A 21,290-nucleotide genomic window follows, 5' to 3' on the forward strand; every position below is an offset into this window, starting at 1 on the left:
TTTCTGCCACGTTCATACTGAAGGATTATATATATCTCTCTATTCTTATATCTCTATTCTAATCCCTTTATTAATTCATCTATCGATTTTGGACATATTGGATTATTCGTTTGTTCTATTATATTAGCCTTACATAAACAATTATACATTTTTAAGACGTTTGGTTCTTCAAGATATGCCTTCTTCCTTAACTCTACATTCTCAAATACCTTCTGTGGAGTATCCTTTACTAATACCTTCCCATCTTGAATAACAATAATCCGATCTGCCCATGCCATAGCATAATCACTGTCGTGAGTTGCCTGAATCACTGTGATTCCTGCTTCACATAATTCATCGACTAAATCATTCACTAATTGACTGTGATACGAATCCAGTGCAGCTGTAGGCTCATCAAACAAAATCACTTCAGGCTTCATTGCCAAGATATCCGCTATGGCAACCTGCTTCTTCTGTCCCCCACTTAAGAAATGAGTAGGTCTTTTCTTAAGATGTTGTATATGAAGAGATTCTAACACAGATTCTACTCGTTCTCTTACAACCTCTTTTTCTAGTCCTAGATTCATTGGCCCAAAGGAAATCTCTTGAAAAACATCTGCACTAAATAGTTGATTATCTGGATTCTGAAATACAATTCCAATGATCTGTCTTAATTTCTTGAGTCCATTTCTATTATAAGTAACAGGCTCTCCATTCACTTGAATACTCCCATTAGTCGGTTTATAAACGCCGTTCAAACAGAGAAATAAGGTTGATTTCCCGGATCCGTTTGGCCCCATAATAGCAATTTTCTCACCTTTATTAATTGTTAGATTCACATTCTGTAAGGCAACAGTTCCATCCTCATATTGATAATTAAGGTTCTTTATTTCAATCATTGTATCCCCATGCATATCACAAACTGGTTTATGATACTGCTCATCTAATAAGTTGAAAGTACGCAATGCATGGCCCCCTTTATAGTCTTTTAATTCTTTCAACTTTGCTCTATATAGCAGGCATATTTCCTAAGAAATAATAACAGACGATTCCTTCCAATAGAGTAATTGCAAGCATTACGATCACTTCTGGGACACGCGGTCGCTCTATTGTACTCAGTACACATAAGTCCCCATCGTAACCTCTTGATTCCATAGAACAAAATAATGCATCTGCTTTCTGGTAAGCACGTACGAATAGTACCGCCGCCATCTTACTTGTGGATTGCACAGAAGTCTTTCTATCCTTATATCCTAATCTACAATCCTGCGCTACTACAATTGCATTTCCTGTCTCTAATAATAGAAAAATAAAGCGATAGATTAGATACATTAGCTCAATTACGATTTTGGGAAGATGAAGACTTCTAAGGACTTGAATCATATCAATCACAGGAGTCGTAACTGCTAGAAAATATAAACAAGTAACCGATGCGAAAGATGACAAAAACAGCTGAATTCCTCTAGTTAGAGACCATTTGGTCATATAGATATGGCCGCCAGCCAAGGATACAAGTATCTTGGCTGACTCCACATGTCCGACTTCAAATATAACTGTTATTGTACTAATAACTAAGAAAATTAATGGTATACATAATAGTCGTAGATACGCCCGAAACGGCATCTTCCCTATCAAAACAACCAACGCTAACATTATCAAGAATATGCATAAGGATACCACATTGGACCTACATAAAACACATATCAATAAGTTGCCTACTCCAAAGAGTAATTTACTATATGGATTTCTTTCTCTGAGCTTTGAACTGTATGCCCATTTATCCATCATGATCATGCAGACTTACTCTCCTTACGGCTTCTTTCTCTTAAAACCCCTAAGCCATAACCAAAAACTCCTGCACCAAGAGCTGCTTGTAGGCAAAACAATAACGATTCTGTTTCTCCACCCGGTGGTTCCATAACAGGGTCAGCCCAAGCCTCATAATCTGGATTAATCTCTGAAATTAAATCTTCTGCTTGACCATCTGCTCCTCCAAACTCACTCTCTCTATTCATAAGTAATGGAACCGTAGCTATTAATACACAAAGCACTAATAATATAATAATAAGCTTTTTCTTACTCAACTTCACGCACCTTCCTTCCAAACCCAAGATCCTCTAATTCTGTTTTTGCAAATGATTCTAAAGCAATTACTACAATAACAGTTAAGATACCTTCTATTATTGCAAGTGGAATCTGAGTAACCGCAAACACTCCCATGAATTTTCCAATAGAAGTGAATACACCACCATCTGTACTTGGAAACGCAAGACCTAATTGCAAGGAAGTTACAACATATGTGAATAAGTCTCCCAGAGATGCAGCTAAGAAGATTGCTACATAGCGAGAACCTTTACATTTTAATACTAATTTATATATAAGAAATGATACGATAGGACCAGCTATAGCCATGGAGAATGTATTAGCACCAAGGGTTGTCAAACCACCATGCGCAAGTAAAATTGCTTGGAATAACAATACAATAATACCGATTAACGCAGTTGCTCCTGGACCAAATAAGATTGCACTTAAACCTGTTCCTGTAGGATGTGAACTACTTCCTGTAACAGACGGAATCTTAAGTGCTGATAGTACGAATGCATAAGCACCTACCATTGCAAAGATGAGAAGCAATCTTCTGTTATCCTTTAATTGCTTCTTGATTGAAAACACACCATAAACTAAGAATGGGAGACATAAAACACCCCACATAACACAATAGGATAGCGGGAGATACCCCTCCATAATGTGCATTGCTGATGTTACAGGTGCAATACCTAAACTAAGAGCTACTAGTATAGAAGCTCTGAACACGAGTTTTTGTCTTTTCGACATAAAAAATCCTCCTTCTCTTTCTAATTCTTACCTTCCTTGATACAACAACAGGTACGAAAAGAAAGAGAGGAGGTATTATTCTATTCCTTACTCTCTAGTTCACTACCTGGTTATATCCCCGTAACCTCGTAAATTCGTTTTCAGTCGGGTGTTCTGGCTTAGGCGTCAAACATAGTACTTCGTCTTCCCATTATTCACAGTGACATAATGAAGTACTACTATTCCCTTACAGCAGCGGGTACTGCGCAGGATTTTAACCTGCTTCCCCATTCATGGAAAAATCCATAAATAATCCTGAAAACAAAAACAATATTGAATTTACTTTAATAGAGTAGCATGTGCATGTTTACTTGTCAATCATATGACATATATATTATCTTAGGTTCTGGACCTATTAAAAACTATGACCTATTAGCAGTAATCATGCACATAATTCACAAAAACTTAACTTGCGTTCCACAACATTAAAATCTTTGCTAGTAATTATATGATATTTATAAATAAATATACATAAAGTTTTCTTCGTAATGGTAACACTAGTTTTGATTTTATCCATATACATTATATAAAATCTAGGCTATACTAAAGTCAAATAATTTAGGAGGACACAACATGCGTTACGTAATGTTTTCATTTACATCAAAAGCTGCCACACTCAGCAGTCATTTGCATAGTCATATTATCAATCAAAACAATAGTTGTACTTCTTATACAACCGTAAAATCAGAACTTCCTCCTCACCTGATAAAACTTAATATACCACTAAAAGAGCAAGTGAAAGAGGTCTTTCATAACGTAGATGCCATCATCTTTATAAGTGCTTGCGCAATAGCTGTCCGTTCCATTGCACCCTACCTAGAGAGTAAAACAACTGACCCTGCTGTCATCGTCATTGATGAACTTGGGCAATATGCTATCTCTTTATTGTCAGGCCATATTGGCGGTGGTAATGAGTTAACCAAATATGTGGCTGGCTTCATTGGTGCTACTCCAATTATCTCAACTGCCACAGATTTGAATAATCTCTTTGCGGTTGATGTTTTTGCAACTAAGAATAATATGTATATGGATAACATGACTCTTGCCAAACAAGTATCTAGTGAATTACTTAATCATAAAGAAGTTGGGGTGAACACCGATTTCCCGATCAACTCTCAGTTACCTAAACAGTTAGTTCTGGTATCTGACAACCCACAAGCACAATTACAAACCGAACTACCTATACAATCACAAAATAGACTTTCAATGCGTACACCTAATGAGTACCCCTTAGGTATTTCCATCACTCTAGACGAACATAGTTCTCCCTTCGACAGAACGCTTCATCTTATTCCTAGAATAATCACCCTGGGCATTGGTTGTAAGAAAGACACTCCTATGGAGGTTATTGAATCTAGGGTCCAGCATACGCTAGCCGAACATCACATCTCCATACATGCAGTGAAGCAAGTGGCGAGTATTGATCTAAAAGTTAATGAAATAGGATTACTAGACTTCTGCCAAAAGTACGATCTTCCATTTATCGTTCATTCAGCTAAAGAATTGTCATCTTTAACTGGAGATTTTACACCATCATCCTTCGTGAAATCTGTCACTGGGATTGACAATGTATGTGAAAGAGCTGCACTTTATCTGGAACCAACTGGAACTATACTTATTAGAAAAACAGCAGCAAATGGTGTAACTATTGCCGCCGTTATCTGCCCATATGATGTTGTTTTTTGACCCTTGTGGCTCTTAAAGGCTAAGGCGAACAAATATTGCATAGGCATCTATCTCTCCGTATCCCCATATATTATTGGGGTATACTAAGGTATCCTTACGTCTTGCTCCCCGAATAATCAGTGCATTAATATTACTTCCTGTTATGGACGTGTAGTTTCCTCGTACCACTGCCCACTCTAAGATCATGGCAATAATCCCCACCGTATGGGCTGATGCAGCACCTGTGCCTGTTATTGTACCATACCGATTATTCGGTAATGCGCAAGCAAGATTGTATCCTGGCGCTGCAATATCTGGTTTTACAATACCGGACCTCGTATATCCTCTACCTGACTCTAACAGAATGCTATCTGTATTTTGATTATAAGCAGCTACAGTTAAAAGACCTGGTGCATTTCCTGATTCTGTTATAGTAGTATTGGGATCTGGGTTTAAAAAATAAGTGTCCTTAGAAATTAATTCGCCATTTGGTAACCATGCGTTAAAGGAAAAGGCCTCCGTTTCTATATTTAAAACACGAAAATGCCAAATTCCCTGAATGGGATTTCTAAAACGAACAAGTATAAGCTGATTTCCATTTTCCTCTTCTAAAACAATATTATTTACCCATACAATACCTGGGCTATAGATAAAGTTGTTTTCAACACAATCATTCCTTGTTGGATAGATAAATTTAGTTGATTCTCCAGTTGGAGTTATTATTTCAATCGCAAGTCTTGCTATCGGATCTGGCCAGATCTCCATCCAAAACAGCTTATCCTTTTCATCTACTCTAAGTTCGAATTCATTATATACTGCTGTAGAATTTGATGCCCCAAAATAATGCCTTTGAGCATTCCCTTCGTTTCCTGCTGGAATAGCAAGGCCAATACGCGAAATACCTGATAGATAGTCTAGATAGCTACTTGTAGCTCCACGACCATTATGACCACTTTGACTCGTTCCAAGGGCAACACATATTGCAAGAGGTCGATTTAGTTTCTTTGAAACCATAAGTAAATAGCGTAAACCAAGTAAAATATCAGATTCCTGATAACATACTGCATCGTCTCGTAAAAAAAATACATTATGCAGATTTTTCTTAGCCTCTTTAAGCTTAACGACTACGATTTCACTATCAGGTACAACACCACTAAATTCGTCACTTTCATTCTCCTTGCCTGCTATAATACTTGCTATAGCAGTTCCATGCCCATTCGTATCTACTGATGGCACCATAGTTAAGGGATCGGTTGAGTGTAATGCGATATTGATTTGCTCTGCATTATATTCAGAACCAAACGTGAACCCTTCGGGTACCCTTCCATCCTGCACGCTTTGATCCCATATGTGTAATATTCTAGTACTTCCATCATTGTGCTGAAAAGCTGGATGTTGATAATCAATCCCCGTATCAATAATGCCTACAATAACCCCCTGTCCATATAGTCCTAGATGCGTATTTCTCTGCACTTTATCTATGTTTGATTTTTGAATACTTATATCAGATTCTAATGTAAATATAGATGGAAACCGGTGATATGGTTGCCTACCTAAATCGCAAGGGGAATTTCTATCATTAAATACATGAAGCAACGAATTTGTTTCATTAATGTAAGTAATGTTATCCCCTGTATCATAAGACGGTACAATAACGTTATTAATAATTAAATCATAATAGTTTTCATCAACTACTTTATTCATAACTTCTACGCTCCCAGCTTCATGTTTTATATAGATACTCTATTTATCTATAATGAATATGAACTCTACTATCGTGTGGATGACGTTTCTCTAACAATCCTGTCTTACTACATTTTACATGTTCTGTCTCTTTATATAAGGCTCAAATTAATCCTTATACGGTTAGTCGTTCAAATATACCACTTACATTAACTCTACCATATCCCCATACATTATTAGGATATATCAAATCTACCTCCCGATACGCTCCTCTAATGATCAAGTGATTAATATTGTTTCCAGTAATTGTTCCATAATTCCCTCTCGTCACGGCCCACTCTAAAATCATAGCTATTATTCCCGCTGTGTGCGCTGCGGCTCCTCCTGTTCCTGTTAATGCACCATATCTATTACCTGGTACCGCGCATGATAATTGATACCCTGGTGCTGCAACATTAGGTTTTATGTCCCCCAATCTATTATACCCTCTACCGGACTCCTGCATGATGCTGTTATTATTCTGGTTATATGCCGCTACTGTAAGCTGAAATACTCCATTTCCTGGAGAGGTGATTGTGATGTTGGGATCAGGCTCCAAAAAATAAGTATCCCTTGATAATAAATTTTCCGAAGGTAACCACACGTTGAATGAAGTATTCTCTTTATCAATACTCTGCAGTCGAAAACGCCAAATACCCTGCATTATGTTTCTAAATCGAACTAATATTAATGGATCTCCCGATTCCTCTTCAAATAATATATTATTCACCCAGATCCTAGTATCTGTAAAAATAAGAGTGTATTCGGTACATACGCCTATCTTCGGATATATAAGTTGTGTTGTTTCTCCTGTCGGCGCTGTTATAGCAATCGCAAACCGCCCTGGCGTATCCACCCATACTTCCATAGAAAACATGGTATCTTTACCATCCACATTAAGCTCAAACTCCTTATGTTGTATGTCAGTTGTCATAACTCCATAATAATGCCTTCTCTTATTTCCTTCGTTCCCCCCTCCTACTGCTACTCCCGTTCTAGAGAGCTGTGAAAGATAGGCTAAATAGCTGCTTAACGCACCACGTCCATCATGTCCTCCCTGGCTACTTCCTAGTGCTATACATATTGCAAGTGGTTTATTTAACTTCAATGCAACAGAAAGCGCATATCGAGCTCCAAGCATAATGTCTGACTCTTGATAACAGATGGCATCTGCAGGAACACAAAAAATCTGTTTTAAATTTTGCTTAGCCTCTTTTAGTTTAATTACCACCAAATCTGCTTCTGGTACCACACCACTAAAGTCATTGGTTGTATCTTGAGTTCCTGCTAAAATACTTGCAATAGCTGTTCCGTGTCCGTTCGTATCAACCGTTGGTACAACAGATAACGGCTCTGTAGATTGCAGCGCAAGATTAATCTGTTCCCTTCCATACTCTGTACCAAAAGTAAATCCCTCTGGTACTGCTTCACCTTGTATGGTTTGATCCCAAATAGAATGTATTCTAGTTGAACCATCCGTATTACGAAAAGCTGGATGCGTATAATCAACTCCTGTATCTATTACACCGACTACAACCCCCTGCCCATATAGTGCAAAATTAGGATTTCTCTGTACACTTCTAATGTTTGATTTTTCTAAACTTTCCATTGATTCTAATGTGAATAGAGATGGAAATCTATGATATGGATTTGTACCCAAATCACAAGGATTTGGCTGATTAACTAATATATGAAGCAAAGAATGTCTTTCATTTATATATGTAATATTGTTACCCGTATCATAGAAAGGGACTAAAACATTATCAATTATTTGATCATAATAGTTTTCATCAAGAATCTCCAATATACTTCTCCCATCTTTTTGTTCTTTAATATTATATGTATTAACTGCATATATATGTGCCTACAGATTTAATGTATACATTCTACACGTTACCGTTTATACTAATTCTAATATTGGTTTAAACGGTAACGTAATAGCTTATAAATTGGAGGTCTTATGAAACACATTTTACTCTTCGCTGGTACAACAGAAGGACGTATTCTAGCAGAATATCTTAATACATTAAAAATAGCTACACACGCATGTGTAGCCACTGAATATGGTGAACAACTTTTACTAAATCTAGAATATGTAGAAACTACATCCACTCGCTTAACAGCAGATGATATGATTTCACTTATAAATCAGGAAGCATTTTCTGCTGTAATTGATGCAACACATCCTTATGCAACAATTGTATCAGCCAACATACAATCAGCTTGCCAAGCAACAAACACCATCTACTATCGTGTAATTAGAGAATCTTCTGAGTTACTTGTCAGAAGTTCACACACAGTATTCGTTGAATCTGTTGAGGATGCGGTTACTTATCTCAAGGAAACCTCAGGTAATATCTTTGTGACCACCGGAAGTAAAGAATTATATTCCTATACACAACTTCCTGACTTTAAGACTCGTATCTATGCCAGGACTCTTTCATCACCAAGTGTGGTAAAGGAGTGTTATGAGCTTGGTATTCAAGGTAAGCACCTCATCGGTATGCAAGGACCATTCTCAGTGGAGCTCAATTACGCTATGCTACTTCATACCCATGCCAAATATCTTGTTACAAAAGAATCTGGCTTACCAGGTGGTTTCGCCGAGAAAATCGAAGCTGCTAAACAAGCCGGTGTCACTTGTATTATTATAGGCAGACCACAAGATGTAAAAGGATATACCATAGATGAGATGAAGAAAATTATCCCCACTCTCTAATCCTTTTATATTATGACAACTTCCTCTTCCGATACTTCCTTAGCTTCATTGATATGAAACACTTTAAACACAGGAGAATCTTCTGCCATTAAAGAAACAATTCCATAAAGTAACGTTGAATCATATGCAAGTCTTTTGTCCTCATCCGATGGCCTAGCAGGTGTTTCCGGGTGCGAATGAAAGTTTCCGATTAATTGTAGATTATTACTGCGAATATCTTTAATGGCGGCAAATTGTTCCTTGGGATCCATTGAGAAATGTTCCCTACTAGCATCCGTATTCGTGAGGCAATAAATCTTCTTCACATAAGTTACACCGCTTACAACTATGCCTCCTAGTAAACCACAGGCCTCGTTCGGTAGACCCTCTTTGGCATGCTTAATGATTGTCTTATACTCTTCTTGTCCAATCTGTATCAACTTAATCCCTACTTTCCATCACATTCTGTAAGTTCGTAGTCAATCAATTCTGTTATCGTTGGAGCATCTGAACACACAGCACAACCTTTTCCGTGATTCGGCAACTTCACTGTTCGAAACTCCATCTTAAGAGCATCATACGTTAATAGTTTTCCAACAAGTAACTCACCGACTCCTAATATGTATTTTAATGCCTCCAACGCTTGTAAGCTTCCTATAACACCACCCATCGCGCCTATAACTCCTGCTTGCTTACAAGTTGGGACTGCATCTTTTGGTGGCGGTGACTGGAATACGCAACGATAACAAGGCCCCTCACCAGGAACGTACGTCATCAATTGACCTTTAAACCTTATAATTCCAGCGTGAGAAAATGGTTTTTTTGCCATAACACACGCATCATTAATTAGAAATTTGGCTGGGAAGTTATCAGTACCATCAATAACGAAATCATATTCCTTGACTAAATCAAGGATATTCTCAGACGTAACAAAGGTATGATACGTATTCACTGTAACATCTGGATTCATCTCATTCATAGTCTCTTTTGCAGAAGTTACTTTTGGTTTTCCTACATCTTTGGTTGCATGTATGATTTGTCTTTGTAGATTGGATAGATCTACTTCATCCGCATCTACAATACCAATGGTGCCAACTCCCGCTGCCGCTAAATACATAGCCACCGGTGCTCCAAGCCCTCCTGCTCCGATAATTAATACTTTAGCATTAAGAAGCTTCTTCTGCCCTTTCGCACCAACTTCTTGTAATATAATATGTCTCGAATAACGTTCTAACTGCTCATTCGTAAACGCCATTAGAAGCTCCCTCCTCCCATAAAGTACAAGAACTCTACAAAATCATTTTCTTTTAATACGGTTTCTTCAAAAGCTTTGGAATCGACGAATTCTTCATTTATACTCACTGTAACATATAGGGGATTTTCTACTTTGACAACTTCAATTAACTTTGCAATTGAAATTCCCTCTTCTACTTCTGTTTTCTTACCCGCAACTGTTATATTCATGTGATACCTCCATTCAATCTATTCTTATATGTATTCTACTATTGTCAACTTACTATCATAATCGCTAAAGGATAAATTCTTCTATCAATTCTTTTATTTCTTCTCTTTTCTTTACTCCATGGCTATGATTTACAACCTTCCCATCAACAAATACAACGAACGTTGGTGCTCCCATAACAAGATAACGATCCGCAAGTTCCATATCGAAGTTCACATTGACCTTAACAATCTTAACTTGTTCACCATATTCCTCTGCTAGTTGTGATAGAATTGGAGACATCTGTTTACATGGAATGCAAGAATCCGAATAAAAATCCACCAATACAGGTCCCTTGGCTTGCAACACTTCAACCTCAAAACTATCTTGATTCACTCGGATTGCCATAAACTCACCTCCTGTTTTCTATTTAATTGCCTTCTCACTCTTCTACCTTCTTAACCAAAAGGTTATAGGTACCATCACCATTATCAAGTAATTTTAGAATCTGATGTCCTTCCTCTTTCAGACTTCGTGGTACATTCTGAACTGGTTCTCCGTCATTCATCTTAACCGATAGCACCTGACCGTCCTCTAACTCTTCAATAGCTACCTTTGCTTTTACGAATGTCAGTGGACATACCACGTCTGTAATATCAACGGTATCATCAATCTTAAATTCAGCCATTATATGCCTCCTCTACTACCTCTTGAAATGTATCCCAACCTACACGGTCAATGGTAAACTTGAATCGCTCACTAGGTTTTCCATTGTCATTAAAAAATTGTATTGCCGCATCGGTTATACGATATAATTGCTCTTCTGATTTAACTAATGGTAAGATACTAGATCCTTTATTAATGGTATTACCAAACAAACCTCCAAAAGAAAGAATATACGCTTCCTCACCATCCCATGCTTCTGTAGGACAGGCTTTTGCACAACGACCGCAATAATTACATTTGCTTTCATCTAGAAGAATATTGTCTCCTTCAATCTTAATCGCACCTACACGACATGCCTTCTCACATACTCCACAGAAGATACATTTGTCTTTTTCCCATTGAATATCTAAAGCACCTTTTACACCGATGTCATTCTCTTCCGCCTTTAGGCAGTTATTCTGACAACCTGTAACACCAAATTTAAACTTATGAGGTAATTCTCTCGCATAATATCTCTGATCAAGTTCTGTTGCAATCTTATAGCAATCCACATTACCGCTTGGACATACCGTATTACCTTGGCAAGCTGTAACCGTTCGAACTCTAGGCCCACAAACTCCAGGTTTACAACCACCCTTAGCTAATTCTTCTTTCACTTCTTCTATATCTTCAACACGAATGTAAGGAATCTCTACACCTTGACGGGAGGTTAGATGTACATATCCATTACCAAACTTATCTGCTACTTTGTATATCACTTGAAGATTCTCTGATGTTAACGTACCACCTACAACCTGTAAGCGTAGTGAGAATCTTCCTTTTTGCTTCTGGCGCATAAATCCACCTTTTTTCAAAGCACTATAATCAATTGCCACTATACTCTCTCCTTTATGTTAATTTGATTTTGGCGTCACCTTATGCTGAATTCCAGCACGATTAACTGTTTTCAATTGCCCCCTTAAAGTCCGCAATCAAATCCTCTATATCTTCAATCCCAACACTAATACGTATCAAATCCTCATATACCCCTGCATTTACCTTCTCTGTACTAGAACTTGAATGATAGATGGTAGACGCAGGATGGATTACTAGCGTCTTCGTGTCTCCTATGTTAGATACCTTCAATGCGTATTTAAGATTATTAATAACCTGAAATGCTTTTTCTTTTGATCCCATTCTTATGGTCACCATACCACCGTATCCATTATGAAACTGCTTCTTCGCAGTCTCATGGTATGGGCTACTTTCTAATCCTGGATAGTTCACATATTCTACCTGTTTGCAAGTTTCAAACCATCTCGCTAATGCTAATGCATTGGCACAAGTACGTTCCATTCGAAGCCCTAAGGTCTCAAGTCCTAAGCAATTAAGATACGAGTTAAACGGCGACAAACATGCACCTGTATTGCGAAATAGTGCTTCTCTTAGTTTTGCAACATATGCATATGGTCCCATCTTTTTATATTTCATAATCTGAGGATACTGTTTCTCATTCCACTTAAACTTACCACTATCCGTTATTACTCCACTAATAGAATTGCCGCTACCGTTGATATACTTTGAGGAGGAGTGAATGACGATATCCGCGCCTAACTGTAGTGGTTTTACAAGATACGGTGTTGCTATCGTATTATCAACGATGAATAGAATATTATGTTTCTTAGCAACCGCGGCAATTGCCTCAATATCGAGTACGTCTAACTTGGGATTACCAATGATCTCAGCAAAGATTACCTTGGTACGTTCTGTAATATTCTTCTCAATTTCTTCTGGTGTTAACTGAAGAACATATTTTGTATGTATATCAAATGCTTCTAAATCTTTGAATAGCCCAATTGTCCCACCGAATATTCCTATACTCGATATAATCTCATCAGAACTTTGCACTACATTCATAATGGCGTTGAAGATTGCTGCCATTCCTGATGCGCACGCCACGGTACTAATTCCACCTTCTAGATTCGTAATCCGTTGTTCGAAGGAGGTATTGGTTGGATTACTAACTCTTGTATAAGAATAACCCGGCATAGCGTTCACAAAAACTTTTTCTAGCTTCTCTGCCGATTCCTGTTCAAAGGCACTAGCTTGATAGATTGGAGTTAGCGTTGCACCAGTCCTCTTATCGCCTTCTACATTACTATGTAGCAAAGCTGTATTGAACTTTATCGTTTCTTCCATAATTCTCCCCCCATTTCATAGCACTTGCTGGAAAACTCTTCTACATTTTCACGGCTTCTATGCTGGCGTACTATGACACCAAACACGCTACACATCTAAGTACTTCTAAGTGTTTTTTAGTCAAAGTACACCAGTATAGAATCAATAATATGTTACTAAGAGTTTTGCTTATCTACGTTGATCATACACAAGCGCTGGTCAATCGCTGTAAACTTATATCACCCAGTAGTTACCATGGAATACTACCCAGCGGTAGGTATCGAAAGATAACCATTTATTCAAGAATGCAACTTCACTTCTTTCATCTAATTCTTTGTATTCTTGTAAGAATTGTTTTAATTCTTCCTCAGAATTTACTTTCGCTGCGAAGCCTCTTCCGTTTGTAATCGGATGACCTCCATAACGATACTCTTGTAATGGGAAAATATCAGCAATCTTTCCATCTCTAATTTGAATTGCTACTTTATCACGTAATTCCAAGATATCAAAATTCCCTGGATACTCGTAACTCTCCCCTTTTAGTGGAATCGCATCTCCAATTGTATATGTATTCGATGTCACACTTGTTTTGTTTACTGTAAATTGGTCTACATTATAGTAAAATTCTTCGAAGATATCTCCTCTTGCTTTCAATTTACCATTACGGAACGTCTCTAACTCTTTGTTCTCTTTCTCTTCCTCTGCCTGTGTTATAATTCCACCACCTGCAACATCATACCCATCAACGATTACAAATCTTCCTGTTACCTGACTTTGAGAGAATTGATCAAATGCAACTGGCTCTTTGGTGGTTATAATAACCTCAGCAACATCATTGAGCGCTACCTTTTGAACCTGTTCACTTGAATCCAAACTAGAAGCATCGATAACTTTGATAATCTCTTCTAATTCTCCTTCAATTTCCCTCGTTGCTAACTTAATCTTATATGTCTTATTCTTAATTAAATTATTCTTACCCATCCAGAAGATACTTGCACGGAAGGAGTTCGTTACAAGCGGTTTACTATCCTCAAAGGCAATTATTTCTCCACGTTTATTAAAGAATTCATCACTAACCGTGATTCCCACTGCCTGACCTGCTGATACAACATCTGTCTTATCCCTGTCTGCCCAGTATTCAATTGTCTTAACCGTCGTCTTCTTGCCCTCTGGATATATGGTAATCTTATCGCCTACCTGTAGAGTCCCTGACTCAATACGGCCTGCAATAATTCTGCGGTCATCAAATTTATAAACATCTTGAATAGGAAAACGAAGCGGTTTCTTATCAAGGCCTTTTTCTTTCTCGATACTATCCATTGCCTCGATCACAGACTTCCCTTTGAACCAATCTAATTTATCTGATTTCTCCAATATATTCTCCCCGTAATAGGCTGAAATCGGAATATAATCAATTGGTTTGATGTTAAGCGTATCAAGGAATTCCGTCATGTCCTTCTTAACCGATTCATATACTTCCTTCGAATAATCAACCAGGTCCATCTTGTTCAACACAACATAAACTTTCTTGATTCCAATTAAGGATAGAATATATGCATGTCGCTTCGACTGTTCTTGTACACCTTCCTTGGCATCAATGATAAGAAATGCCGCTTCTGCATTGGCTGCACCTGAAATCATATTCTTAAGGAATTCCTTATGACCTGGAGCATCAATAATTACATACTCTCTCTTCTCTGTTTGAAACTGAATCTGTGTGGTATCAATGGTTATCCCTTGCTTTTGTTCCTCTTCAAATGCGTCTAATAAATACGCATATTCGAATGGTTTTCCTGTCTCCTTAGCAATCTTTTTAACCTTATCAATCGTCCCCTGTGGTAACGAATGTGTATCATATAATAAGCGCCCAATAACCGTCGACTTACCATGATCAACATGCCCTACAACTACTATCTTTAATCTATCTATATTTTCAATCTGAGCCATATTAATAACCATACCCTTTCTATCGCCTGCTTTTGAAGCAGACACAATTTTTACATGTATCCGTCTTTGCGTAACTTTTGCATTGCATAAGAATCTTCCTGGTCTTGTGCTCTTCCGGCACGTTCACTTACTGTTGTGTGCTTCAACTCTTCTATAATATCTGCAACTGATGTTGCATTCGAATCAATCTTACCTGTACAAGGCGCACAACCTAAACTACGATAACGTTTACCATCTCTTGCAAAATACAAATCGATAATAGGCATATTTTCTCTTTTGATATACTCCCAGATATCAATTTCATTCCAATGCAATAGCGGATGCACTCGGATATGATTACCCTTTGGAAAATCTGTCTTAAACTGATCCCAAAGTTCAGGTGGTTGGTTAGAATAATCCCACTCATCATTTTTATTACGTTCTGAGAACACTCTCTCTTTCGAGCGAGAACCTTCTTCATCACGACGAACACCAACGATCAAACCATCAAACTCGTATTTCTTAACTACTTGTTGTAATCCTTCTGTCTTCAATGCCTTACAGCATACTAATCTACCTTGTTCAGGTCCCATTCCAGCATCAATTGCTTCCCAGTTTGTATGTACGATTAAGTCTAAGTTTAATTCTTTCGCCACCTTATCACGATAAGCAATCATCTCTGGAATCTTGTAAGTAGTATCTACATGAATGAATGGAAATGGACAATGTCCAAAAAATGCTTTCTTTGCTAACCATAATAAAACTGTAGAATCCTTTCCGATTGACCAAAGCATACCAAGCTTTCCTAATTTCTTGTACGCTTCCCTTAGAATAAATATACTTTCCGCTTCCAATGTATCCAAATGATCCATATTATTCCTCCTTATTATCTAATACTTATTAGATTCCTTACGATTGATTACAATCGTTTGATTCTCTCCATTAGGGTTCTCAATTAACCAAGTTACAATATCTTCTTCACACTTTGTAGAAAGATGACTTCCTCTTCCTCCAATGTCCGCTCCAAGATATAAAGAAATTGCTCCGAATTTGCATTCTTTCACGCAAGAGGCACAACCCCAACAATCTTTTGGATACTCAATATATGCCTTCTTATTCTCATTTATTGATAGCAAACTCCCTGGACAAACCGTGGTACACATCTTACAACCAGTACATTTGCTTTGACTAATTGCTATGCTCATAAGTTTCACCTCGCTTTACCAAGTCTCGATAGATTATCTTAAGCTCACCATCATCTCGTTTTGAGTTCACATATCGTAACCAATTCTCACTGCTATTCGGGTAATCTAAGTTTTCTGCAAAACTATGCCATCTCGTTTCTTTTCTTGCCTTAAGATGTGCAATTACGCTCTGGCAGACTACCAGTCGTTCTCGTAATTCATATACAAATAGCAATTCATGCATAGTAGCAGCCTGTAAGCGTTCGCTTAACTTAATAATCTGTTCAATCTTTTCCTCCGCTAGGTCTAATTGCTTTTCATTATATTGATAATGACTGCCAATTCCTCCTGCATAGGTGTCCATAACCTTCTGCATCGCCTCTTCTAATTGCTCTGTTGTAAAGATAGCATCTTGACGGTTAAGAATAGATTCTATTTCCTTTTTCTTATCTCTAATGAAATCAGTATCTGAATAAATATGGTCTATGTTTTCACTCTTACCTTTCTCTTTCTCTATTGCTTCTATAACTGCATTTGCTGCAATTTCGCCCTCAACTAATGCACCTGTAACATATTTTTGCGGACATCCACCTGCTACATCACCTGCCGCATATAGTCCATGTATTGTGGTCTGTCTATTGGTATCTACCCAATATCCACTTGCTGTATGACCACCAACGATATACGGTTCCGTACCCTCTATCTCAACATTTTGCTCACTTGGATTCTTACCAGATTCAATCCACTTAAGCGTTTGACTTGGTGCCATGTTTAGATATGCTCGTAGAAGCTCTCTATCTTGTTCCTGCGTTATCCCTTCGGTTCTTAGATAACAAGGTCCCCGCCCTTCTAGGTTCTCTCGTACCGTTCCATATACTCTCTCCGAAGTTGTATTCCCGTATTTGTCGTCATAAACTTCTCCTATAGAATTCACCTGTTTTGCTCCCACTCCTTGAGCGATGGTACCTGTTGGAGCAATGGTATCTTTACAACGTAGGGCAATAAATCGCATCTCAAAGGTAGTCATCTCTGCTCCTGATAGAATTCCCATGGCATATCCCGCACCTGTGTTAAACGGCGGATACCACATCTTATGCCTTGAAAATCCCGGATTGTTTGGTCTATATAATCCTGCCGCACCACCAGTAGCACAGATTACTTTCTTTGCATGAATCTCATAAAGCACATTCTCTTTGGTATCAATAGCCAACGCACCGTAGATTTGATTGTCTTTTACTAGATACTCCGTAACGGCAACTCGGTTTAACACGGTTACATTCTCCAAAGCATCTACGGCATCCGCAAGAATCGGCTTAATATTCTCTCCATTGATTTTAATATTACGATTACCTCTAGCGACATACTCACCATTCTCATCTTTCAAAATCACTAAACCAAGGTCCTCCAGTTTCTTCGTTACCCGGTTAAGCCCTTCTGACATCGTAAGTAGCAAGTCATCTCTTACAATTCCTGCCGCATCTTTCGTAGCATATTCCACATAATCTCTAGGGGTTCTTCCCTTCACGATGTATGCATTAATGGCATTTACTCCTGCTGCTAAACAACCACTTCTTTTAATATTGGCCTTCTCAGCAATAATCACACTTGCATTTGATTTCTCCCGAATGGTAAGCGCCGCATAACATCCAGCTGTACCACCACCGATAATTAAGATCTCCGTCTTATAGGTTTTCACTGTAATTTTTTTACTCATTCATACCCTACCTTTCTGCCTCAATTCCTATATCTGCATTCGTATACTTATATATGTGATCATATATCTATTCCCATACTTGATAACACGTACATATACCTCAATCTCAGGTAATTACGAAACTCCATAACCTTAACCTATACTTCTTTCCTTGTAACTATGCTAAGAAACGATAGCGTAGTAGAATTAGTACTTCTTAGTATGTGCTTGACAACGTAGGAAGGCGAGGCATGGACGCCGAGCCAACTTTCACCACGACAGGATGTCGTGTTGAAAGTGATTCCGTTCACTTTAAGCAACTATATGCACATACTTAGAAGCACTTATCTACGTAGCGTGTTTCGTGCATAGTTACAAGGAAAGAAGTATATATACAGACTACATGGGTTTCGTAATTACCGTCCCCCTTATATAAACACAGGGTTATCGTCTTTCATTGCTTTATTCTCAAGTAGATAGGTTCTATCCTCATCAAATACATACAAGCGATAGATCAATACGTCTACTTCCTCACCTACTTGAATGCTTTCCTTCTCAAGAGACCTTGTAGCGGTGAAATTCTGTCCATTTACCTGAACCTTAACCTCTAAGTTATTTCCCCTAAAAGCGATGCTCTCCACGACACCTTCTTCAGCAGCACTAAGATATTGCTTTAATTCCCCACGTTTTGCTATCCTTATAAACTCTGGGCGAATAATTGCTTGATTCATCGACTCTACCTTATCGAATCCAACTAAGCTACTGTAATCCTCAACTATGCTAGATTGACCGATAAACTGTGCAACAAATGGAGTCCCAGGTTTCTTATATATTTCAAGAGGGGAACCCATCTGATCAACCCGCCCTTGGTTGGTTATGATGATCTCATCGGCGACTTCGATGGCTTCGTCTTGGTCATGTGTAACGAATATACTCGTAATTCCAACTCGGCTAATCATTTCCTTGAGCCAGCTTCTTAGCTCTTGCCTTACCTTAGCATCAATTGCAGCAAATGGTTCATCTAATAACAGCAATTGCGGATTTGGTGCTAATGCCCTTGCAAATGCAACTCTTTGTCTTTGCCCACCTGATAACTGATTAGGATAACGATGTTCAAGCCCTTCTAATCCAATTAATTTAATCAATTCGAGGACGCGATCTTTGATTTCTTTCTTATTCTTTTTCTGAATCTCCAAACCGAATGCAATGTTATCAAATACGTCCATATAACGAAACAGCGCATAGCTTTGGAACACAAACCCTATCCCTCTCTTACTTGCCGGAATATCATTTACTCTTTCCCCATTAATGAAGATATCTCCCGAATCTGGCTGTTCCAATCCGGCTATCATACGAAGGATTGTTGTCTTTCCGCTCCCACTGGGCCCTAACAAACCAATTAATTTACCTTTCTCAATTCCAAAACTGACATTATCCGATGCTTTATAATCCTGAAATGTTTTCGTGATGTTTTTTAGTTCTACGTACATATTACCGTCCTCCCTTCTTCGCCTTATATTCCACTATATTTCGCAGTATTAATATAATTACCGCCAACACCACTAAGATTGACGACACTGCAAATGCAGCAGATAATTTGAACTCATTGTATATAATCTCTACATGTAGAGGAAGTGTATTGGTTTTACCACGCAGATGCCCTGACAAAACAGATACCGCACCGAACTCTCCCATAGCTCTTGCACTACATAATACAATTCCGTATAACAGCGCCCACTTCATATGAGGAAGCGTTATTTTTCTAAATATGCGGAATCCACTTGCTCCCATAAGTGCCGCCGCTTCTTCCTCATCTTTTCCTTGCGCATTCAAAACAGGTATAATTTCTCTTGATATGAATGGAAATGTTACAAATATCGTAGCGATAATTACACCTGGGACTGCAAAAACAATCTGAATATCGTGTGCCTCTAGAAATCCGTGTGCCCAACCAATTCTGCCAAATGTAAGAATGAAGATCAAACCTGCTATTACTGGTGAAACAGCAAAGGGAATATCAATTAAGGTAAGTAGTAATTGCTTACCCTTAAAATAAAACTTAGTAACTGCCCAAGCTGCGAATAGTCCAAAGAACGTATTAATCGCAACTGCCGTAATGGTTGCTATTATAGTTAACCGTAGTGCCTTAATCGTATAGGTATCTGTAATCGCCTCTATGTACTTTGTAAATCCATCTTTAAAAGCATAGACAATTAATATAAGCATTGGTATTACAAGCATAATAATGACAAATAATAAACTTACTGTAATTAATACTGTCTTTGTAATCTTGGCACCTTTTTTTAAATCTACTGAATCTTGTTTTATACTCATATCAACCTCTACTTTCTATGTTGTTCTCTTAGTTGCATGAACCTGAATAATATTAAGCAAAAGCAAGATTAGAAAGGATACCACTAGCATAACTAGCGCAATGGCTGTTGCATCGGTATATTTCAGTTGCTCTAACTTCGACATAATAAGTAGCGGTGCAATCTGTGTTTTATATGGAATATTACCTGCTATGAATACAACGCTTCCATACTCACCAATTCCCCTAGCCAATGCTAACCCAAATCCAGTTAGCATAGCTGGCAAAATCTCCGGGAAGATTACTCGGAAGAATGTTCTACTACCATTTGCTCCAAGCATTGAGGCTGCTTCTTCGTACTGTGGGTCAAATTTTTCTAAAACCGGCTGAATCGCTCTGACCACGAAAGGAATTCCTATAAAAATCATTGCAATGGTAATCCCTACTTTCGTATAGGCAATTTTAATTCCAAACTTAGCGAATATACCTCCAATCCAACCTTGATCCGAATATAATGCCGTTAACGATATACCTGCAACTGCTGTTGGAAGCGCAAAGGGAAGCTCAATTAATCCATCAAGGAACCTCTTCCCTGGGAACTCATATCGAACCAATACCCAAGCGAGAATAACTCCAAATATACAATTTATAATCGCTGCTATAAGTGCACAAGAGAAGCTAACTACATATCCCGATACTACATCCTTTGCCGTTACTATTTGTATAAACTCCTGTAAAGAAAGGTCGGAAGCACAGATTATAATAGATGCCATGGGAATCAGCACAATCATACTAACCATTGCTAATGTAATCCCCATTGATAAGGGGAATCCAGGTATTACCCTTCTTCTCTTTATTCGTTTCAATTTATACTCCATGTTGAATTCTCCCTTTCCATGATGATTCTAAATATCCAATTGCCTAGATAATTCAATACCTTTTTATACCTTAGTACTCTAGATACGTATCTAGAA

22 protein-coding genes and 1 riboswitch are annotated in these 21,290 nt (G+C 38.1%); of the genes, 2 read left to right on the forward strand and 20 right to left on the reverse strand.

Annotation, left to right across the window (positions count from 1 at the left end; translation table 11 throughout):
* Positions 1–53: 53 nt before the first annotated feature.
* The 4 genes from BUB90_RS04085 to BUB90_RS04100 are packed head-to-tail and all read right to left on the reverse strand — an operon-like array spanning position 54 to position 2,814.
* On the reverse strand, positions 54–944 hold the full coding sequence (locus BUB90_RS04085) for an energy-coupling factor ABC transporter ATP-binding protein (protein WP_242952474.1): 891 nt from the start codon (positions 942–944) through the stop codon (positions 54–56).
* 43 nt (positions 945–987) lie between these two features.
* Positions 988–1,773, reverse strand: a complete 786-nt coding sequence (gene cbiQ, locus BUB90_RS04090) for a cobalt ECF transporter T component CbiQ (protein WP_073283247.1) — start codon at positions 1,771–1,773, stop codon at positions 988–990.
* Positions 1,770–2,063 (reverse strand): energy-coupling factor ABC transporter substrate-binding protein, encoded by a 294-nt coding sequence (locus tag BUB90_RS04095; protein ID WP_139241696.1) that lies wholly within the window; start codon positions 2,061–2,063, stop codon positions 1,770–1,772. Before BUB90_RS04095 ends, cbiQ begins: the two co-directional genes overlap by 4 nt.
* Positions 2,056–2,814: an energy-coupling factor ABC transporter permease gene (locus BUB90_RS04100; protein WP_073283253.1), complete on the reverse strand. Its 759-nt coding sequence runs from the start codon at positions 2,812–2,814 to the stop codon at positions 2,056–2,058. The genes BUB90_RS04095 and BUB90_RS04100 overlap by 8 nt, the downstream gene beginning before the upstream one ends.
* Before the next feature lie 126 nt (positions 2,815–2,940).
* Positions 2,941–3,127, reverse strand: a riboswitch (cobalamin riboswitch).
* 299 nt (positions 3,128–3,426) lie between these two features.
* Here BUB90_RS04100 and BUB90_RS04105 point away from each other — a divergent pair.
* Positions 3,427–4,539, forward strand: a complete 1,113-nt coding sequence (locus BUB90_RS04105; RefSeq protein ID WP_073283257.1) for a cobalt-precorrin 5A hydrolase — start codon at positions 3,427–3,429, stop codon at positions 4,537–4,539.
* Between the two features lie 12 nt (positions 4,540–4,551).
* Here the strand turns inward: BUB90_RS04105 and BUB90_RS04110 are convergent, their stop codons facing one another.
* Complete coding sequence (locus tag BUB90_RS04110) at positions 4,552–6,222, reverse strand: S8 family peptidase (protein WP_073283260.1); 1,671 nt, start codon at positions 6,220–6,222, stop codon at positions 4,552–4,554.
* Positions 6,223–6,376: 154 nt separating this feature from the next.
* On the reverse strand, positions 6,377–8,044 hold the full coding sequence (locus tag BUB90_RS04115; RefSeq protein WP_073283263.1) for a S8 family peptidase: 1,668 nt from the start codon (positions 8,042–8,044) through the stop codon (positions 6,377–6,379).
* Between the two features lie 156 nt (positions 8,045–8,200).
* Between BUB90_RS04115 and cobK the strand changes: the two genes are divergently transcribed.
* Positions 8,201–8,959 carry a precorrin-6A reductase gene (cobK, locus tag BUB90_RS04120; protein ID WP_073283267.1) on the forward strand — a complete coding sequence of 253 codons (759 nt, stop codon included), beginning with the start codon at positions 8,201–8,203 and terminating at the stop codon, positions 8,957–8,959.
* Positions 8,960–8,964: 5 nt separating this feature from the next.
* Here cobK and BUB90_RS04125 read toward each other — a convergent pair whose 3' ends face one another.
* From BUB90_RS04125 to cysT, 14 genes are all read right to left on the reverse strand, one after another.
* Positions 8,965–9,378: a M67 family metallopeptidase gene (locus BUB90_RS04125; RefSeq protein WP_073283270.1), complete on the reverse strand. Its 414-nt coding sequence runs from the start codon at positions 9,376–9,378 to the stop codon at positions 8,965–8,967.
* Positions 9,379–9,386: 8 nt separating this feature from the next.
* Entirely contained in the window at positions 9,387–10,193 is an 807-nt protein-coding gene (gene thiF, locus BUB90_RS04130) for a thiazole biosynthesis adenylyltransferase ThiF (RefSeq protein ID WP_073283274.1), read from the reverse strand.
* Positions 10,193–10,402, reverse strand: coding sequence for a sulfur carrier protein ThiS (gene thiS / locus BUB90_RS04135; RefSeq protein ID WP_073283277.1), 210 nt, complete (start codon positions 10,400–10,402; stop codon positions 10,193–10,195). Before thiS ends, thiF begins: the two co-directional genes overlap by 1 nt.
* Positions 10,403–10,466: 64 nt before the next feature.
* Positions 10,467–10,787 (reverse strand): thioredoxin family protein, encoded by a 321-nt coding sequence (locus BUB90_RS04140; protein WP_073283281.1) that lies wholly within the window; start codon positions 10,785–10,787, stop codon positions 10,467–10,469.
* 34 nt (positions 10,788–10,821) lie between these two features.
* A complete protein-coding gene (locus tag BUB90_RS04145) occupies positions 10,822–11,067 on the reverse strand; it encodes a sulfurtransferase TusA family protein (RefSeq protein WP_073283284.1) in 246 nt (81 codons plus the stop codon).
* Positions 11,060–11,881, reverse strand: a complete 822-nt coding sequence (locus BUB90_RS04150; protein ID WP_170865436.1) for a 4Fe-4S binding protein — start codon at positions 11,879–11,881, stop codon at positions 11,060–11,062. The genes BUB90_RS04145 and BUB90_RS04150 overlap by 8 nt, the downstream gene beginning before the upstream one ends.
* 100 nt (positions 11,882–11,981) lie before the next feature.
* Positions 11,982–13,211, reverse strand: a complete 1,230-nt coding sequence (locus tag BUB90_RS04155; protein ID WP_073283825.1) for an O-acetylhomoserine aminocarboxypropyltransferase/cysteine synthase family protein — start codon at positions 13,209–13,211, stop codon at positions 11,982–11,984.
* 225 nt (positions 13,212–13,436) lie between these two features.
* Positions 13,437–15,161: a sulfate adenylyltransferase subunit 1 gene (locus BUB90_RS04160; protein WP_242952475.1), complete on the reverse strand. Its 1,725-nt coding sequence runs from the start codon at positions 15,159–15,161 to the stop codon at positions 13,437–13,439.
* Positions 15,162–15,199: 38 nt separating this feature from the next.
* Positions 15,200–16,000: a sulfate adenylyltransferase subunit CysD gene (gene cysD / locus BUB90_RS04165; protein ID WP_073283292.1), complete on the reverse strand. Its 801-nt coding sequence runs from the start codon at positions 15,998–16,000 to the stop codon at positions 15,200–15,202.
* 18 nt (positions 16,001–16,018) lie between these two features.
* Positions 16,019–16,333 carry an indolepyruvate ferredoxin oxidoreductase subunit alpha gene (locus BUB90_RS04170; RefSeq protein ID WP_073283296.1) on the reverse strand — a complete coding sequence of 105 codons (315 nt, stop codon included), beginning with the start codon at positions 16,331–16,333 and terminating at the stop codon, positions 16,019–16,021.
* The gene (locus BUB90_RS04175) at positions 16,317–18,026 is read right to left on the reverse strand and encodes an adenylyl-sulfate reductase subunit alpha (RefSeq protein WP_073283299.1); all 1,710 of its coding nucleotides are present in this window, start codon (positions 18,024–18,026) and stop codon (positions 16,317–16,319) included. Before BUB90_RS04175 ends, BUB90_RS04170 begins: the two co-directional genes overlap by 17 nt.
* Before the next feature lie 407 nt (positions 18,027–18,433).
* Entirely contained in the window at positions 18,434–19,495 is a 1,062-nt protein-coding gene (locus BUB90_RS04180) for an ABC transporter ATP-binding protein (protein WP_073283302.1), read from the reverse strand.
* 1 nt (position 19,496) lies between these two features.
* Positions 19,497–20,339, reverse strand: a complete 843-nt coding sequence (cysW, locus tag BUB90_RS04185) for a sulfate ABC transporter permease subunit CysW (RefSeq protein ID WP_073283305.1) — start codon at positions 20,337–20,339, stop codon at positions 19,497–19,499.
* Between the two features lie 15 nt (positions 20,340–20,354).
* The gene (gene cysT, locus BUB90_RS04190) at positions 20,355–21,194 is read right to left on the reverse strand and encodes a sulfate ABC transporter permease subunit CysT (RefSeq protein ID WP_073283308.1); all 840 of its coding nucleotides are present in this window, start codon (positions 21,192–21,194) and stop codon (positions 20,355–20,357) included.
* Positions 21,195–21,290 lie beyond the last annotated feature (96 nt).

It is taken from the genome of Anaerosporobacter mobilis DSM 15930, from assembly GCF_900142955.1.
GTDB lineage: Bacteria > Bacillota > Clostridia > Lachnospirales > Lachnospiraceae > Anaerosporobacter > Anaerosporobacter mobilis.

Bases quoted from the DNA above. Each gene is read 5' to 3' on its own strand.
- cbiQ (WP_073283247.1), bottom strand. From the start codon at position 1,773: ATGATCATGATGGATAAATGGGCATACAGTTCAAAGCTCAGAGAAAGA.
- BUB90_RS04100 (WP_073283253.1), bottom strand. From the start codon at position 2,814: ATGTCGAAAAGACAAAAACTCGTGTTCAGAGCTTCTATACTAGTAGCT.
- BUB90_RS04105 (WP_073283257.1), top strand. From the start codon at position 3,427: ATGCGTTACGTAATGTTTTCATTTACATCAAAAGCTGCCACACTCAGC.
- BUB90_RS04110 (WP_073283260.1), bottom strand. From the start codon at position 6,222: ATGAATAAAGTAGTTGATGAAAACTATTATGATTTAATTATTAATAAC.
- cobK (WP_073283267.1), top strand. From the start codon at position 8,201: ATGAAACACATTTTACTCTTCGCTGGTACAACAGAAGGACGTATTCTA.
- thiF (WP_073283274.1), bottom strand. From the start codon at position 10,193: ATGGCGTTTACGAATGAGCAGTTAGAACGTTATTCGAGACATATTATA.
- thiS (WP_073283277.1), bottom strand. From the start codon at position 10,402: ATGAATATAACAGTTGCGGGTAAGAAAACAGAAGTAGAAGAGGGAATT.
- BUB90_RS04140 (WP_073283281.1), bottom strand. From the start codon at position 10,787: ATGGCAATCCGAGTGAATCAAGATAGTTTTGAGGTTGAAGTGTTGCAA.
- BUB90_RS04145 (WP_073283284.1), bottom strand. From the start codon at position 11,067: ATGGCTGAATTTAAGATTGATGATACCGTTGATATTACAGACGTGGTA.
- BUB90_RS04150 (WP_170865436.1), bottom strand. From the start codon at position 11,881: ATGCGCCAGAAGCAAAAAGGAAGATTCTCACTACGCTTACAGGTTGTA.
- BUB90_RS04160 (WP_242952475.1), bottom strand. From the start codon at position 15,161: ATGGTTATTAATATGGCTCAGATTGAAAATATAGATAGATTAAAGATA.
- cysD (WP_073283292.1), bottom strand. From the start codon at position 16,000: ATGGATCATTTGGATACATTGGAAGCGGAAAGTATATTTATTCTAAGG.
- BUB90_RS04170 (WP_073283296.1), bottom strand. From the start codon at position 16,333: ATGAGCATAGCAATTAGTCAAAGCAAATGTACTGGTTGTAAGATGTGT.
- BUB90_RS04175 (WP_073283299.1), bottom strand. From the start codon at position 18,026: ATGAGTAAAAAAATTACAGTGAAAACCTATAAGACGGAGATCTTAATT.
- BUB90_RS04180 (WP_073283302.1), bottom strand. From the start codon at position 19,495: ATGTACGTAGAACTAAAAAACATCACGAAAACATTTCAGGATTATAAA.
- cysW (WP_073283305.1), bottom strand. From the start codon at position 20,339: ATGAGTATAAAACAAGATTCAGTAGATTTAAAAAAAGGTGCCAAGATT.
- cysT (WP_073283308.1), bottom strand. From the start codon at position 21,194: ATGGAGTATAAATTGAAACGAATAAAGAGAAGAAGGGTAATACCTGGA.